Below are 15,043 nucleotides of genomic sequence, written 5' to 3'. Positions count from 1 at the left end.
TATCACCGCAAACGAAGTACCAGCCACGCTGGTACACTCTGAAGCCGGCGCGAGCGACGATGCCCGCGCTCGTTTTTCCAACCCTGCAGGAACCCCGCTCATGAATACCGCTCCGCGTTTGGACCGTCGTTCTTTCCTTAAACTCTCGGCCGCCATGGCTGGTGTCGCGATCGCCGGGCCGCGGGCCTCGGCCCTGCTCGCCGACGACGCCGACATCTACGGCGGTTTGAAGATGGGCATCCAGAGCTACAGCCTGCGCGACCGCTCGTTCGAGAAGATGCTCGACGCGATGAAGAACGACCTGAAGCTCAAGTATGTCGAGTGCTACCCGGCCCACACCGCCGGCCGCGCTCCGACCGCCAATCTGAAGATGCTCGAAGACGCCGGCGTGAAGATGGTCAGCTACGGCGTGGTCGGTTTCGGCAAGGACGAGAAGGCCAATCGCGCCTTGTTCGACATCGCCAAGACCTACAGCCTGGAAAACCTCTCCTGCAATCCGCCGACGGACAAGGGCGTGCTCGAACAGATCGACAAGCTCGCCGAGGAATACAAGATCACCCTCGCGATTCATCCGCACGGCCCCGGCAGCACCTGGCCGACGGCCGACGTGCTCGCCAAGGGTTTTGAAGGCCGCAGCACCCGGCTGGGCCTGTGCGCCGATACGGGCCACCTCATCCGCGCCGGCGAAGACCCTGTCAAAGTCTGCATGCAGTTCAAGGACCGTCTGCACGCACTGCACCTGAAGGACTTCAAGAAGCTCGAAGGCAACAACAAGTGGGAAGACGTCCCCGCCGGCACGGCGAATCTCGACGTCCCGGGCCTGGTCAAGTTCCTTCTCGCCGAGAAGTTCAGCAAGCCGATCTTCATCGAATACGAAGGCAAGGAGCCGGTTGCGGCGATCCAGAAGTCGCTCGCGGCCGTCGCGGACGCGGTGAAGAAGGCCAAGGCGTAAGCGCTACACAGCCGCGCCGCCGATTTCATTCACCTGTCATCCTGAGGTAATCCGAAGGACCTTGTTGCGACGGGAGAAAAGCGCGATACGTCCACGGACCGAAGATGGCCGTCCGACGTCGATCGCTTTTCTCTCATCGCTGCGAGGTCCTTCGGAGTACCTCGAGACGACAACCCTTGAAGCACCACCAAACAGAGACAACACCATGAAACTGTCGACACTTCATCGCCTTGCCTTCACGGCTTCGATCGTCTTCGCATCGTTCATGCCGGCGCGTGCCGCAGAGTCCGGGAAGCTCGCCGACGGCGACTACGTCGCGATCGTCGGCGACTCGATTACCGAGCAGAAGCAGTACTCGGCGTTTATCGAGGCCTACCTCGTCGCCTGCCAGCCCGTCAAGGGAATCACGGCCACCCAGTTCGGCTGGAGCGGCGAAACCTCGTGGGGCTTCCTCGGACGGATGGACAATGACTTCGTCCCGTTCGGCGTCAAGGTTGCCACCACCTGCTACGGCATGAACGACGGCGGCTACTCGCCGATGGACGACGCCAAGGCCAAACGCTACCGCGATGCGCAGACGGCAATCGTCAAGAAGATGAAGGCGGCTGGCGTGCGGTTCATCGTTGTCGGTTCGCCCGGCGGCGTGGATACCGACACCTTCCGCCGCGATGCGAAAAACCCGACGCAGGCCGCTGAGGCTTCGGCGATGTACAACAAGACGCTCGGCGGCCTGCGCGACATCGCTAAGGAAGTCGCGTCCGCCGAAGGTGTCGCGTTCGCCGATGTGCTGTCTCCGATGCTCGACGTCATGGCCAAGGGCAAGGCGAAGTACGGACCGGCGTATCACGTCGGCGGCGGCGACGGCGTGCACCCCGACGCCAACGGCCACCTCGTGATGGCGTACGCCTTTCTCAAAGGCTTGGGTGCCGATGGCAATGTCGGTTCCGTGATCGTTGATATGACCAACAACGCCGCTGTGGCATCCGACGGGCACAAGGTCGTCTCGGCCGCGTCCGGCGCCTTTGAAGTCGAAAGCACCCGCTATCCCTTCTGCTTCACCGGCGACGATCTCAAGAGCACCTCGTCCACTCGTGGCGTGATCGAGTTCCTGCCGTTCAACCAGGACCTCAACCGCTTCACACTGGTTGTCAAAGGGCTCAAGAAGGATCGCGCCCGTGTGACCTGGGGATCGAAGACGAAGGAGTTTGCCGCCGGCGACCTGGCGAAGGGCATCAACCTTGCCGCCGAGTTCCTCGACAACCCGTTCTCCGAGCCGTTCAAGGCCGTTCACGAGGCGGTGAAGAAGAAGCAGAACTTCGAAACACCGCTGATCAAGACGATGCTGCACGGCCTGCCCGACTACGAGCGATTCCTGCCGGACGAGAAGGAAACGTTCGCCAAGCTGCGATCGGCGATGCTGGCCAAGTACAAGCCGATGCCGGCCGCCGTTACCGCGTCGGTAAAGCCGGTGAAACACACGATCAAGATCGAGGAGTAAGCGACTACCTGCGAATACCGTACGCGTAAGCAGTTCTGCGAGTGTTTGGCACGGGTAACGGTACTACGCCGCTTACCCGTGCCGAACGCCGGACTCCGATCGTCACGGGCAAGTGAGTACACTTGCCCATGCCACCCAAAATCAGGTTGCGATGTAGCGCCAGTGGGTGTGTTGCATCCCGCTTGAATTGGCATGGCATAACCATGCCCCACATCCGCCTCGCCATTGTCGGCCCCAGCCCCTGCAACCGCTGCTACGCGGCGTGCTGTAAGCAGAATGGACATGACTGGTCGGTCCTGCTCCAGACCGACGACGAACGACGCCGATTTCGTCCCTGGGCGATTGACCTCGCCGTCACCGGTGACGACGGCGCGGTCGTCGTAGAGAAGGTCCTCCCCTACCGCGACGGCCGGTGCATTTTCCTTGGCGACGACGATCTTTGCCAGATTTACGAAGACCGGCCGCTCTCCTGCCGGAAGTTCGAATGCACGGGCCATTTCAATCGTCATGGCGTGGGGAAGCACACGCGGTTCATCGATCTGAATCCGCGTGTCCGTGAGATGCTCGAATCGGCGTAGGCTCGTCGCCAGCGACGGTTACTTCGTCATCGCGAAGTAGGCGTATCGCTCGTCGTGGACGAGCGGCTGCTTCGGCATGAGATGGATCGCGTGCGGGGTGAAGCCGCAATCCTTGGCCGTCTCCCAGAATTCGTCGAGCCGGTAGGTCGTCATGTTGGCGACGCCGAAGCGATACCCCCACCGGCGCGAGCGGGTGGCGAGGTTCGTCGTGTACTTGATCTGGATGTACGCCATTCCCCCGGGGCGGAGCAACTGGTTCGCGATCTTCAGAATTCGCACGCCATACGCGGGCGAGGGGAAAAGTTCGAACACGTAGAAGCTGACGAACGCGTCGCAACCTGCCGGAATCGCCGACAATGCCGACTCCGGCTCGGTCACCTGGATACGGACGGGGTTGAAGTTCGTCACGCCGGCTGCAGTCAACTGCCTGGCACACTCGTCGAGGGTCGGCTGAGTGATGTCAACGCCATAGAATTGCTCGGCCGCCCCGGCGAAATGCAGCGCATTTGCTCCACCGCCCACACCCCACTCGACGGTCGTCTTCATTGGCATCGCGAGCTGGGTTGAACGGGCAAACGTCCTGAACGTGTCGAAGTTTTCCCGCCCGATCGCCTGCCATGTACTGGCGTCCTCAAAGCCGGACTTCCAATGGGCGTAGAGATCGCGTTTGCTCGCCGGCGGTTCGTCCCAGTAGGCCTGGGCGTCGCGGGCGAGCTTGTCTTCGGGTTCGTACCAGCGGACGAGGTGACGGAATCCGTCAATGCCGGTACGGCAACGCTTCATGAGAGATCGGACTTTCGACATGGCAGGACAACCGGCTGATTGACAGAGGACGGGTTACGAAATCGCCTTTTTGCTATTGAAGGCTTTCGGTCGAATGCCGGGCTCGCTCAATGCCGGCAACCTCTGGCGTTCCAGTTTCCGGACGACCAGCCCGCACCGTTCATTCAAGCCCCACGTATGCACACCGATAAATAAGTATACAATGTTGACTTACTGAACACTGTTCACTATATTTTCTTTGTTCACCGAGGCAGCCATGGCTTCTCAAGACCGCCGCGAACGCGAACGCCACGCCACCCGCACCAAGATCATGGATGCGGCACGTGAACTGTTCGCCAATCATGGGTTTGACAATGTCTCGCTCCGCAAGATCGCAGAGGCGATCGAGTACACCCCCGCCGCGATCTACGTTCACTTTGCCGACAAAGAGGCGCTGTTCCGGGAGCTGGCGCACGAAGACTTCAAGGCGCTCGCTGGTATCTGCCTCGAGGCAGACCAGATCACCGACCCGCTCGCCCGCATCGCGGCGATCGGCACCGGGTACATCCACTTCGGGCTTCAGCACCCGAACCACTACCGCCTGATGTTCATGACCAGCAAGGCCGCCGCCCTCGGCGACGAGCTGACCTGCGCCGAGCTGGCCAAGAAGGGCGACCCCGCCGAGGACGGCTACGCGTACCTGCATAAGTGCGTGGTGGAAGCCGCCGCCCGGGGCATGCTCCGCGACGGCCTCACCGATACGCACCTGGTCGCGCAAACCATGTGGGCCGGCGTGCATGGCGTGACGTCGCTGCAGATCACACTGCACGATGACCCCTGGATCGAATGGGCAACCGTCGCCGACCGCATTGACGTGATGGTCTGGTCGCTGGTCCGCGGCGTCGCCCGCGAGCCGGCAAACTACCCGCCGGCCGATCTCGAACGGTTGAGGGTCGCATCTGCCGCTCACGCGGAGGCCAAGCCATGATGTGGGTTGCCCTGAAAATGCTGGTCGGCGATCGCCTGAAGTACATCGCCCTGGTGGCTGGCGTGGCGTTCGCCGCGCTGCTGATCACGCAGCAGGCGTCGATCTTCACCGGCTACTCCATGCGAACCGGATCGTGGGTGCGAGACCTGCAATGGGCCGACCTGTGGGTGATGGACCCCCAGGTTCTGTTTGCCGACGACATCAAGCCACTGAGTGACACCGCGCTGAGCCGGGTTCGCGGCATCGAAGGCGTCGAAGCGGCCGTGCCGCTATACAAGGGGTTCATCAAGTGCCGACTTCCCGATGGCACACTGATTCAGAGCCGGGTCATCGGTCTGGATGACGCCACCCTCGCCGGTGGCCCGCCCGAAGTGGTCGGCGGATCACTTGAGGTACTGCGGCAGGACCGCGCCGTGCTCGTCAATAACGCCGACCTGGCCGACAAGCTCAAGATGACCCTGCTGGACAAACGAGCGATCAACGTGGGCGAGCGCATCTCCCTCAACGACCACGAGGCGATCATTGCGGGCACATATCGCGCCACGCCTGAGTTCTTCTGGGAACCTGTCATCTATACGACCTACAGTCGGGCGCTGGCGATGGCCCCGCCGGAGCGCAAGCAGACGCAGTTTGTCCTCGTGAAGCTCAAGCCCGGCGTTGACCGCGCCACCGTCGCCGGCTTGATCCGCCAGAAGACCGGTCTCGACGCCCGGACCCCCGCCGACTTCCAGTGGGACGCGGCGACCTACATCATCGACAAGACCGGCATTCTCGTGAACTTCGGCATGACCATCGGGCTCGGGTTCGTCATCGGCCTGCTGGTGGCGGGCCAGACGTTCTACACCTTCGTGCTGGACAACATCCGGCACTTCGGAGCGCTCAAGGCGATGGGTGCCAGCAATGCCGCGGTGCTCAGGATGCTGGTGATCCAGGTTTGCGTGGTAGGCCTTGTCGGCTATGGAATCGGCCTGGGCTTCGCGAGCCTCAGCGGCATCGCGTTTGCCGCTGGTGGACTGGCGTTTCATATGGCGTGGCAGATCCCCGTGGTCGGTGCGGTTGCTGTCATCGCCTGCTGCATGGTCGCCGGACTGTTCGGCATGCTGAAGGTCCTGAGGCTGGAGCCGGCGATTGTGTTTAAAGCCTAGGTTCGAAGGACGAATGAAGAAATTCGAATGACGAGTAAAGCTCGAATGTCCAATGATCGAATGTTCGAAGGAAAAGCCTGGAGGTTAGGCACTGATCTGAGATTTAAGGTCTGAGATTTGAAATCTCAGATTTGAGTCTTGGTGCTTCATTCGCCATTCGAACTTCGTCATTTGTCATTTGTCATTGACCCACTACTCCAATGTCCACAGCGCCATCCCTCAACTACGCTCCCGCCCAGACACCCTGGGACGATCCGTCCGTCGCTGTCGCCTGTCGCGGCGTCACCAAGACCTACGGTGACGGCCAGGCGATGGTCGTGGCGCTGCGCGGCGTTGACCTCACCGTCTCGACTGGTGAACTGCTGATGCTGGTCGGTCCCAGCGGGTGCGGGAAGACGACACTGATTTCCGTCATCGCCGGCATTCTCGACCAGAACGAAGGGGACTGCCGTGTCTTCGGCCACGACTTCAAGCACATGGCCGGCGGCGACAAAACGCGCTACCGCGGGAAGACGATCGGGTTCGTGTTCCAGGCGTTCAATCTTCTTCCCAGCCTGACCGCAGCCGAAAACGCCGCCGTGCCGCTGCTGATCAACGGCGTGAAGCGCGGCGAAGCAATCGAACGCGGCGCGGCGATGCTCGAGCGGGTTGGGCTGGGCAACCGAACCAAGGCGCGCCCGTCGCAACTGTCAGGCGGTCAACAGCAGCGGGTGGCGATCGCCCGTGCACTGGTGCACGAACCGAAGCTGATCGTCTGCGACGAACCCACCAGCGCCCTCGACGCCGAGACCGGGCATAAGGTGATGGAGCTGTTGCGCGAGCTGGCGCTCGGCGACGGCAAGGCGCTGATGATCGTGACGCACGACAGCCGAATTTTCTCCTTCGCCGACCGCATTGCGAAAATGAACGATGGCGCGATCGAAAAGATCGTGACGTCGGTTCACGAACTTTGATGGATTGAAGCGTCGGGAAGATGCGAAAGCACTGATTTGTCCGAGGTTTTTCATGATCCGCAAATACATTCTCCCCGTCCTGGCCGCATGCGGCGTTCTGTTCGCGATCTTCATGGTCCGCGCGGGTAACAAGCCGCCCAAGGTCGCTCCGCCGGTCGCCGAGCCGGCCAAGCCGCCTTTCCAGCGATACGTTGCCGGGTCAGGCATCATCGAGGCGGCGACAGAAAACATTGCGATCGGCACCCCAATCGCGGGGATTGTGACCGACGTCTATGCCCGCGTGGGCGACCCCATCAAAGCGGGCTTGCCGCACGAGATGGTTCGGCGAATCTCATCGCTCATCACCACCGGCCGCGCCGACGAGCAGTTCGATGAGATGATCGTCGCCGCCCCGCTCACTCAGCCGGCGACCCGCCCGGCGGACCTGCATCTGGATCTCAATGCGCCGGTTGCATCAAAACTGAACATCAACACCGCCAGCCGGGAACAGCTCGCCGCCCTGCCCGGCCTGGATGACGCCAGTGCCGCAAAAATCATCGCCGGCCGGCCTTATCTCTCGATCTGGGATTTGGAGGGGACGGCGCTGTTTAAGATCGACGATCGCCAAGCGCGGTCAGAGCTGACCGTCAGAAAGGCCGCCGCCGAACAGGCACGTCAGCAACTGGCCAAGGCGTTGGAGGGCACGCGTTCCGAGGAGTTGCTCGTCGCCACGGCGCAGCTCGACGAGGCCAAAGCGTCGTACGAAATGGCCAGGCGAAACTTCGTTCGCTGGTCCAGTGTCGAGGACGCCTCGGCGGTCGCGCCCGAGGAGCTGGCCAACCGCAAATCGATGATGGAAACAGGTGCCGCGAAAGTGCGGAGCATGGAAGCGACGCTCAAGAAGCTCAACGCCGGCACTTGGGCACCGGACATCGCGATCTCCCAGGCCGAACTGCAATCCGCCGAGGCGGAGGTGCGAAAGGCGCAGACCGAGATCGATCGGCTCACCGTCCGCGCACCGGTTTCGGGTTCTGTGTTGCAGGTGAAGGTTCGTCCCGGCGAGTACGCCCCGAGCGGCGTCCTGCAAACTCCATTGATGCTCGTCGGCCAGACCGATGTGCTGCATATTCGCGTCGACGTGGACGAGCATGAAGCGATGCGCGTCCGCCCGGATGCTGAGGCCGTCGCCAGTATTCGCGGCGACAGCCGACGCCAGGCGAAGCTGCGGTTCGTGGCGATCGAGCCGTATGTGATCCCCAAGAAGAGCCTGACCGGTGACAGCTCCGAGCGCGTGGATACCCGCGTGTTGCAGATCATCTATGCGTTCAACCCGTCAGACCTCAAGGCTTATGTCGGCCAACAGATGGACGTCTTCATCGACGCCGTCAAAGCCGATGAAGAGCGGGGCGCAACGCAGCCAGCGACAAAGCCGTAAGAAGACGCAGATCACCCCGGAGGCACGGAGACACGGAGGGCAACTCGGCGAGGCGTGTCTCCGCGTCTTTGTGGTTATCGCTTCCGTTCCTCTCGTGGTGAACTCGCAAATCTGCGATTAATCTGTTGCCCATGCGCAACTCGCTCTACGCCATCGCAATCCTTCTCGCGTTCCTCCCTGGCTGTAAGAAAGACGCTGCTGATGTCGGCAAGAGCGGGAAGGTGTCGCTCCAGCTGAACTGGATCGTCGAACCGCAGTTCGGCGGTTTCTACGCTGCCGGTTTGGAGGGTGGCGGATTTCAGAAGCAGGGGCTGGATGTCACGATCACCCCCGGCGGCAGCGGCACGCCGGCGCTGCAGATGGTCGGATCGGGCAAGGCTGACTTTGCCGTCGCGTCGGCCGATGAAGTAGTCAAGGCCCGGGCCGGCGGGAATGACATCGTCGCCCTGCTCGCCGTCTACCAGGACTGTCCGCAGGGGCTGATGACCCGGGCGTCACGCGGATTGACATCGATCGAAGGCGTCATGAAGGCCGACGGCACCATCGCCGTCCAGAAGGGGCTCGACTACTGGCTCTTCCTCGAGAAAAAGTACGGCGCGGCCAAGGGCAAGGTCGTCCCGTCACCCGGCGGGAACATCGCGCAGTTCCTGGCCGACGAGAAGTTCACCCAGCAGTGCTTCGTCACCTCCGAGCCCCTTGCGGCGAAAAAGGCCGGCGTTGAGACGAAAACCTTCCTGGTCAAGGAAGCTGGCTACAACCCCTACACCACCGTCCTGATCACCCGTGGCGACGTGGTGAAGAAGAACCCCGAACTCGTTCGCAAGATGACTCTTGCCTGCCGCGAAGGGTGGGAGGCTTATGTCGCCGACCCGACAGCGACGAACGCGGCGATGCTGAAGCTGAATCCCAGCATGGACGCTGCGACGATGGCCGAGTCCGCTGCGGTGCAGAAGCCGCTGATCGTCAACGAAGCAACCAAGACCTCCGGCCTGGGTTGCATGACGATGGCCCGCTGGGAATCGCTCGTCCAAGCGCTGGTCGATCTGAAGGCGATCGACAAAGCAGTTCCTGCGGCGGAGTGTTTTGTGGATCCCAAGTCGCTTACGGCCGCGAAGTAGCCCCGTGAAACATCGGTGTACTGCGCCTCCCGCAGTCCACAGGGCTGTTGCCGGCGCGGAAAAACGTATCGTTTCGCCAATCGTTGGGTTTATATAGCTGCACCCAGCGTGCTCGCCCGGGCGGGCGGCCGCGTCCAGTTCGACATTCCTCTCGGGAGACGTCATGGCAAAGGCAAAGAGCAGCGTCAAAAAGAAAAGCGTCGGCAGTACAAAGCCAGCGGCCAAGGCCAAGACGAAGGCTAAAGCCACCGGGAAGGCAGCCAAGCCGGCCAAGAAGTCGGCAGTAAAGCCGTCGATGAAGAAATCCGCCAAGCCGGCGGCCAAGTCCAAGTCGCCGGTGAAGAAGGCCAAGCCCGCCGCGAAGGCTGCGTCCAAAAAGCCAGCAGCGAAGAAGCCGGCACCCAAGAAGATCGCCCCGAGGAAGAAGAGCAAACCCGCCAGCAAAGTAGCGGCTGTTGTCGCCCCTGCGGTCGAGTCAGCCGCCGTGGAGACCCTCGAGGTCGCCACGCCTGCGGCCCCAGAGTCAGTACCCGCCGTCGAGGTGCCGGCTGCCGTGGGGACGGACGGATCGACCACCTGATAGCTGCCGAAGGACAGCAGAGCCGCTCGCCTTCGGCCATTCTGGAGTCATCGCGAATCGCAGCGTCCCTCGTTGTGCTGCTCTACTGTTCCGACTTCTGCCACGGCACCTGCCCGCCGCGTTGAATGTGCCGTCGCAGTTCGGCGGACAGTTCCAGGAACTTCTTTTTCTCCCTGGAGGCAAGGTCGGTCGTCTCAGCCGGGTCGGCTTTCACGTTGAAGAGTTCAGCGGGTGCAAAGGGGCTGTTCAGTACCAGCTTCCAGTCGCCCATCCGAAGAGCCTCGATGGTCTTTCCTCCATACTGAGGTCCGCCCTCACGCCGGACAAAGTATTCGGCCCGATCGGTGTCTGGCTGTTCCTGCCCGAGCAGCGTCGGCAGGAAGCTGACGCCGTCGATGTCTTTAGGCGGCGTCACACCTGATACCTCGCAAGCCGTGGCGTAGATGTCCATGGTCAGTGCCCGGCGGGCGGAGGTCGTCCCGGGTTTGATCCTGGCTGGCCAGCGGATGGCAAAGGGCACCCGCAATCCGCCGTCGTAGGTCATCTGCTTGCCGCCTCGATACGGGCCGTTGTTGGCACCGTTGGCCAGTATGCCACCGTTGTCGGACGAGAAGCACACCATCGTATTGGCCGCCAGCTTTGTCTCGTCGAGGGTACGCAGTACCTGTCCGATCCCGTCATCCATGTGTTCGATCAAGGCGACCAGTTTCTGACGATTGGAAGGCATGTTCGGTTCGCGCGTCTTTACCTTCGCGAGCCAATCGGATTTAGGCTGAACGGGGTCGTGGGGCGCGTTATACGCCAGGTATAGAAGGAACGGTCCGCCCGCCTGGGCCCGTTCGCGAATGTAGTCACAGGCCCACTGGGTGAACAGATCTGTCGCATGTCCCTCGGGGTCGATCTCCTTGAGGTCCCTTCGCATGAAGTTGTGGCCGTTGCGAAGGTGCGTGTAGTAGTCGTCCATCATGTCGTCGAGGAAGCCGTGAAAGTGGTCGAAGCCGCGGGCCAGCGGAAGATTTTCCGGCTCCAGGCCCAGGTGCCACTTGCCGACGATCGCCGAGTGGTACCCCGCCGTCTTCAACACCTTGGGCAAAAGCGTCGCATGCTGTGCCAGGTAGCCCCAGGAGTTGGTCTTGATGTCGCGAATGACCCCCGGCACGCCAACCCGATCCGGATAGCAACCGGACATCAGAGCCGCGCGCGTCGGCGAACAGACCGGGCAATTGGCAAAGAAGTTGTCGAACCCCATTCCCTCGGCGTACAGGCGATCGATCCCCGGCGTGCGAATGTCTTTCGTTCCAAACGCCGAGTAATCGCCTCGACCCTGATCGTCGGACAGGATGATGACGATGTTCGGCTTGACCGCTTCGGCCGCGTGAATCGCCGAGGTGAATTGCATCGCGACAATCGCCGCGATCAGAAGACGGATGACGGCGGTCATGCCGCGATGATCGACGGATTGCATTTCGTTTTCACCCAGGGATTTAGAGGATCGGACAGACTAAGGGTTGGCCGGGGGTGCCAGGATTGGTGCTGGAGGCGATGCGTCCCAGGAGTCGGTTTCGACATCCACGCGCTTGCCCCCCTTGAACGATTCGATTGCGGCCATCGCCAACAGCAACGCCCGGCGGCCGGCGCGTGCATGAACGGGAGGCTCCTGGCCGTTGCGACGCGCGTCAATCATCGCGGCGGCATGAGCGTCAAAAGTCTGGTAGAAGTCACGATCGCGGTCGTTAAAGTACCCAGCCTGCCAGACCTGTGACGTTTCGTTACCCGCTTCGCTGAAGGTAAACCGCTTGACGGTTTCTTCCACCAGCACCCGGCCGCGGGTTCCGTTGATTTCGAGCTGATGGGTACCGGGATAGGTGTAGCTCGAATCGTACGACCCGACGAGCGAGCCAACGGCACCATTCCGGAAGTGCAGCGCGAGCACGAGGGTGCGATAGACGCCCGGCTTTGTTTTGTCGGTCATCTCAGCCATGACCGAGTCGATCGGACCGCAAAGGTACTCAAGCATGTCCAGCGCATGGCATTGCGTCTCGATGAGGTTGTTGAAGGGGTGGTCAGTTCCCCCGGTCCCGCCAAAGCGCCAGTGGCAGAACACAATGTCGCCGAGCTTTCCCGCATCGATCGCCTGTCGAGCCAATGCGATCGGCTTGGCGTAGCGGTGATTAAAGTTGATGCCGAAGAACAGCTTCCGGCTGGCTGCCTCGGCCAGCAGCGTGTCGGCCTCAGTCAGGTGAAAGACGAATGGCTTTTCGACGAACAGTGGGCATCCGGATCGGATGACCTCCAGGGTCGGCGTAAAGTGAGCCTGGTTCGGGAGACTGACGCAAATCAGGTCCGGCGACTGTTCGCGGCACATGGTCGTGATGTCAGTGTACGGGGCAATGCCGAACTGCCGCGCCCGCTCGTCAGCGCGGTCCTTCGAACGGCTCGCGACGGCCACGAGCTGGCAGTCCGCCCGCGTCGAGAAGACACGGGCGTGCTGCCAGCCCCAATTGCCGGCACCCACGAGCGCGATGCGTGTTTTTGGCGGATGGAGGGTCACGTCGGTTTGGTTCGAACTATTTCGCCGCCACTTCGTGAAGCAGCTCCTGGCCGGGCTGCGGACGGCTCGCCTGCGGGCGGCCGACCGGGCGGTTGATCTGTTCCAGTTCGGCTGCGAACTTGGCCTTATCGAAACCTTCAGGAACTGCTTCCTTGGGGGCGTCCGGGTCGCGATTGGCGAGCATCTCGTCCACGTCGGGGCGTTTGCTGTCGATGCCACCGCTGGGGACTTCACCCTTGGCGATCCAGACGATCGCGTTAAGGATGGTTTTGCGGAACTGGTCGTTCGCCCAATTCTTGTGGAAGTGCCCGCCGGTGCAGCCGAAGCCGCGGGAGCCTCCGTCATTCTCGCTGGCCCAGACGACGTGTTCGGCGACATTCTTGCCGATGTCCGCCCGGACGTGCGGGTTGCCGCCGTGGGCCTCATCCTTCTTCGAGCGGGTGGCATCGGGCGGGACGGCCGACAGAATCGGCGTGACACCCTTCATGTCGTCACGGAAGCGCATGTGGTAATACCACTCGTCCTGGGTCTCGAAGGGCTGCACACCGTTGGCGACCGGGTGCTTGGGCAACGATGTGAAGGTGCCGAGCCAGTGCGGATTGACCGAATAGAAGGTCTCGAAGTAGCCGCCCTGGAACTGAAGCCATTCGGGGCCGCCCTTTTCCTTGGGTACCTCGACGGCGTAGTGAATCGTGCCAACGCCAACGCCTTTCTTCGACAGCGCGACCAACTCGTCTTTGTGCGGTAGGGCGATGTGACCCGCCCCGCCGTCGGCGTAGATGATGATCGCCGCCGCCTGTTCAAGAATTTTGGCCTCGGGCCAGGTCTTGTAGAAGACGGTCGCTTCGTAGCCTTCAATCTTGTTGACCCGTTCGGCCAGCAGCTTGCAGCCGGCCAGGTGGTCATGGGAGAGAAATCCGTGGCTCGCGCCACCGGAGATGAAGACAATCTTCTTCTTGTCAGCAGCGAAGATCGGGGTGGCCAGCAGTGCAGTGACGACACCCAGGCAAAGCAGTCGGAACAGCGATCGCATTCGTTTCTCCTCGGAATAGTTCGTGGGAGTTCTCGGCCTCCAGCATGGGATAGTAACCGCAACGGCCGGTGTTGAACCAAGTGAAAGATGACCGGCGGTGCCACCTCACGCGGGTTTGCCCGGAAGCCGCAAGTTCAATCTGCAGAAACCTTCGACACTCCCTCCCGTTCGACCCTATAGTCTACCTTACACAGCGATCCTTCGCTGAAGTTCCACCACCCGCTCATAGCCGGACGTCACCATGTCTAGTCACAGCCAATCTACCGTTGCCCGTCTACGCCCGCTCATAGACATCCTCGAGCCACGACGCCTCTGTGCCGCGGTGCCCGTGGTCAATGCTTCGTTCGAGTTGAGCGCGGCACCGCAGGATCGCGCCGTAACGAGCCTCCAGACCTGGCGAAAGAACGGCTCGGTTTCCAACGCGTTTAATCCCAGAAACGAAAGTTACACGAACGCGGACGACACCGGCCCCACCGCCGGCAAGCTCGCCGCACCGAGCGCGGGTAAGCAGTTCCTGTTCATCAACGGCAAGGGGGCGGTAAGCCAGACGTTGGGGGTCACGGTGTCGTCGGGCGTGGCTTACACGATCTCCGGCGCGGTAGGCAATCGTAACGACCTGGTAATGGACCGCTTCCGTATCGCGCTTTACGCCGGCAACATACTGATTGCGAGCCAGTCCGGCGATGCCGAAGCGGATATCGCCAACTTCGCGTTCAAGACCTACAGTGCGACCAGTCGTCTGTTCGCTGAAGGCGACCCCCTGGTGGGCCAGCCTTTGCAGATCGTACTTTCGAATCTAGGCACCAAAGGGGCGGCGAACCAGGTCGATTTTGACAACATCAAGGTCTCGACGAGCGTGCCGGTGTCACCGCCGCCGCCTCCACCAGGCGGAACCGTGAATGTCCCGGTGACCAACTCGTCTTTCGAGTCGAACGCGGCCCCGATCGACCGTGCGGTGATTGGCGTGACGACCTGGACGCGTAACAACTTCGTGATCAACGCGTTCAACCCGCGGAACGAGAGCTTCACCAACGCCGACGACACCAGCCCGACGGCCGGCAAGTTCTCGTCGCCGGGCGCGGGCAAGCAATTCCTCTTTATCAATGGTGCAGGCTATTCATCGCAGGCACTGGCGACGAAACTGGAAGCCGACACGACGTACAAGTTGACAGTCGCGATCGGCAATCGGGGCGATCTGGTCATGGAGAACTTCCGGATCTCTCTATTCGCGGGCAGCACGCGCATTGCGACAACCACCGGTGACGCCGAGTCGGTCACCAGCCTGACGTTCAAAGACTTCAGCGCCAGCAGCTCGGCCGTTGACGCCAGCAGTTCGCTGGTCGGGCAGACATTGCGCATCTTCCTGGTGAACTTGGATAACAAGGCCACAGCGGGTGCACTGCAGGTCGCGTTCGACAACGTGCGTCTGACGGCTACTAAGACGTAACGTTCAGGCCTTGCAGGCTTCTCC

14 protein-coding genes are annotated in these 15,043 nt (G+C 61.7%); 10 read left to right on the top strand and 4 right to left on the bottom strand.

What is annotated here, in order from left to right:
• Nucleotides 1–100: 100 nt before the first annotated feature.
• The 3 genes from IPV69_RS02930 (at nt 101) to IPV69_RS02920 (ending at nt 3,028) form a co-directional block, all read left to right on the top strand.
• Nucleotides 101–952, top strand: coding sequence for a sugar phosphate isomerase/epimerase family protein (locus tag IPV69_RS02930; RefSeq protein WP_241179959.1), 852 nt, complete (start codon nt 101–103; stop codon nt 950–952).
• Nucleotides 953–1,157: 205 nt separating this feature from the next.
• Complete coding sequence (locus IPV69_RS02925) at nt 1,158–2,450, top strand: SGNH/GDSL hydrolase family protein (RefSeq protein ID WP_206293418.1); 1,293 nt, start codon at nt 1,158–1,160, stop codon at nt 2,448–2,450.
• Nucleotides 2,451–2,653: 203 nt separating this feature from the next.
• Entirely contained in the window at nt 2,654–3,028 is a 375-nt protein-coding gene (locus IPV69_RS02920) for a YkgJ family cysteine cluster protein (RefSeq protein WP_206293417.1), read from the top strand.
• A gap of 18 nt (nt 3,029–3,046) precedes the next feature.
• Here IPV69_RS02920 and IPV69_RS02915 read toward each other — a convergent pair whose 3' ends face one another.
• A complete protein-coding gene (locus tag IPV69_RS02915) occupies nt 3,047–3,811 on the bottom strand; it encodes a class I SAM-dependent methyltransferase (protein WP_206293416.1) in 765 nt (254 codons plus the stop codon).
• A gap of 256 nt (nt 3,812–4,067) precedes the next feature.
• Here IPV69_RS02915 and IPV69_RS02910 point away from each other — a divergent pair, with 256 nt between their 5' ends.
• The 6 genes from IPV69_RS02910 to IPV69_RS02885 all read left to right on the top strand — a co-directional run bounded on the left by IPV69_RS02910 (nt 4,068) and on the right by IPV69_RS02885 (nt 9,988).
• The gene (locus IPV69_RS02910; RefSeq protein WP_206293415.1) at nt 4,068–4,778 is read left to right on the top strand and encodes a TetR/AcrR family transcriptional regulator; all 711 of its coding nucleotides are present in this window, start codon (nt 4,068–4,070) and stop codon (nt 4,776–4,778) included.
• Nucleotides 4,775–5,923, top strand: a complete 1,149-nt coding sequence (locus tag IPV69_RS02905; protein WP_206293414.1) for an ABC transporter permease — start codon at nt 4,775–4,777, stop codon at nt 5,921–5,923. Before IPV69_RS02910 ends, IPV69_RS02905 begins: the two co-directional genes overlap by 4 nt.
• Nucleotides 5,924–6,123: 200 nt before the next feature.
• Complete coding sequence (locus tag IPV69_RS02900) at nt 6,124–6,876, top strand: ABC transporter ATP-binding protein (RefSeq protein ID WP_206293413.1); 753 nt, start codon at nt 6,124–6,126, stop codon at nt 6,874–6,876.
• Between the two features lie 52 nt (nt 6,877–6,928).
• The gene (locus IPV69_RS02895; RefSeq protein ID WP_206293412.1) at nt 6,929–8,290 is read left to right on the top strand and encodes an HlyD family efflux transporter periplasmic adaptor subunit; all 1,362 of its coding nucleotides are present in this window, start codon (nt 6,929–6,931) and stop codon (nt 8,288–8,290) included.
• 131 nt (nt 8,291–8,421) lie between these two features.
• Nucleotides 8,422–9,408, top strand: coding sequence for an ABC transporter substrate-binding protein (locus tag IPV69_RS02890; protein WP_206293411.1), 987 nt, complete (start codon nt 8,422–8,424; stop codon nt 9,406–9,408).
• Nucleotides 9,409–9,571: 163 nt separating this feature from the next.
• Nucleotides 9,572–9,988, top strand: coding sequence for a hypothetical protein (locus tag IPV69_RS02885; RefSeq protein WP_206293410.1), 417 nt, complete (start codon nt 9,572–9,574; stop codon nt 9,986–9,988).
• Between the two features lie 82 nt (nt 9,989–10,070).
• Here IPV69_RS02885 and IPV69_RS02880 read toward each other — a convergent pair whose 3' ends face one another.
• From IPV69_RS02880 to IPV69_RS02870, 3 genes are read right to left on the bottom strand one after another with little or no spacing between them, the layout of a single operon-like run.
• Nucleotides 10,071–11,453, bottom strand: a complete 1,383-nt coding sequence (locus IPV69_RS02880) for a sulfatase-like hydrolase/transferase (protein ID WP_206293409.1) — start codon at nt 11,451–11,453, stop codon at nt 10,071–10,073.
• 36 nt (nt 11,454–11,489) lie between these two features.
• A complete protein-coding gene (locus IPV69_RS02875) occupies nt 11,490–12,539 on the bottom strand; it encodes a Gfo/Idh/MocA family protein (protein WP_206293408.1) in 1,050 nt (349 codons plus the stop codon).
• 16 nt (nt 12,540–12,555) lie between these two features.
• Entirely contained in the window at nt 12,556–13,572 is a 1,017-nt protein-coding gene (locus IPV69_RS02870) for a ThuA domain-containing protein (protein WP_206293407.1), read from the bottom strand.
• A 322-nt stretch (nt 13,573–13,894) separates the two neighbouring features.
• Here IPV69_RS02870 and IPV69_RS02865 point away from each other — a divergent pair, with 322 nt between their 5' ends.
• On the top strand, nt 13,895–15,019 hold the full coding sequence (locus IPV69_RS02865; RefSeq protein WP_206293406.1) for a hypothetical protein: 1,125 nt from the start codon (nt 13,895–13,897) through the stop codon (nt 15,017–15,019).
• The last annotated feature ends 24 nt before the right edge of the window (nt 15,020–15,043 follow it).

Source organism: Humisphaera borealis (assembly GCF_015169395.1).
Lineage (GTDB): Bacteria > Planctomycetota > Phycisphaerae > Tepidisphaerales > Tepidisphaeraceae > Humisphaera > Humisphaera borealis.
The sequence above is the reverse complement of the archived record's forward strand: the minus strand, read 5'-3'. Positions and strand labels throughout refer to the sequence as shown.

Excerpts from the sequence above, each read along its gene's own strand:
- IPV69_RS02905 (WP_206293414.1), top strand. The coding sequence starts at position 4,775 with ATGATGTGGGTTGCCCTGAAAATGCTGGTCGGCGATCGCCTGAAGTAC.
- IPV69_RS02910 (WP_206293415.1), top strand. The coding sequence starts at position 4,068 with ATGGCTTCTCAAGACCGCCGCGAACGCGAACGCCACGCCACCCGCACC.
- IPV69_RS02930 (WP_241179959.1), top strand. The coding sequence starts at position 101 with ATGAATACCGCTCCGCGTTTGGACCGTCGTTCTTTCCTTAAACTCTCG.
- IPV69_RS02920 (WP_206293417.1), top strand. The coding sequence starts at position 2,654 with ATGCCCCACATCCGCCTCGCCATTGTCGGCCCCAGCCCCTGCAACCGC.
- IPV69_RS02890 (WP_206293411.1), top strand. The coding sequence starts at position 8,422 with ATGCGCAACTCGCTCTACGCCATCGCAATCCTTCTCGCGTTCCTCCCT.
- IPV69_RS02900 (WP_206293413.1), top strand. The coding sequence starts at position 6,124 with ATGTCCACAGCGCCATCCCTCAACTACGCTCCCGCCCAGACACCCTGG.
- IPV69_RS02925 (WP_206293418.1), top strand. The coding sequence starts at position 1,158 with ATGAAACTGTCGACACTTCATCGCCTTGCCTTCACGGCTTCGATCGTC.
- IPV69_RS02880 (WP_206293409.1), bottom strand. The coding sequence starts at position 11,453 with ATGCAATCCGTCGATCATCGCGGCATGACCGCCGTCATCCGTCTTCTG.
- IPV69_RS02895 (WP_206293412.1), top strand. The coding sequence starts at position 6,929 with ATGATCCGCAAATACATTCTCCCCGTCCTGGCCGCATGCGGCGTTCTG.
- IPV69_RS02870 (WP_206293407.1), bottom strand. The coding sequence starts at position 13,572 with ATGCGATCGCTGTTCCGACTGCTTTGCCTGGGTGTCGTCACTGCACTG.
- IPV69_RS02885 (WP_206293410.1), top strand. The coding sequence starts at position 9,572 with ATGGCAAAGGCAAAGAGCAGCGTCAAAAAGAAAAGCGTCGGCAGTACA.
- IPV69_RS02915 (WP_206293416.1), bottom strand. The coding sequence starts at position 3,811 with ATGAAGCGTTGCCGTACCGGCATTGACGGATTCCGTCACCTCGTCCGC.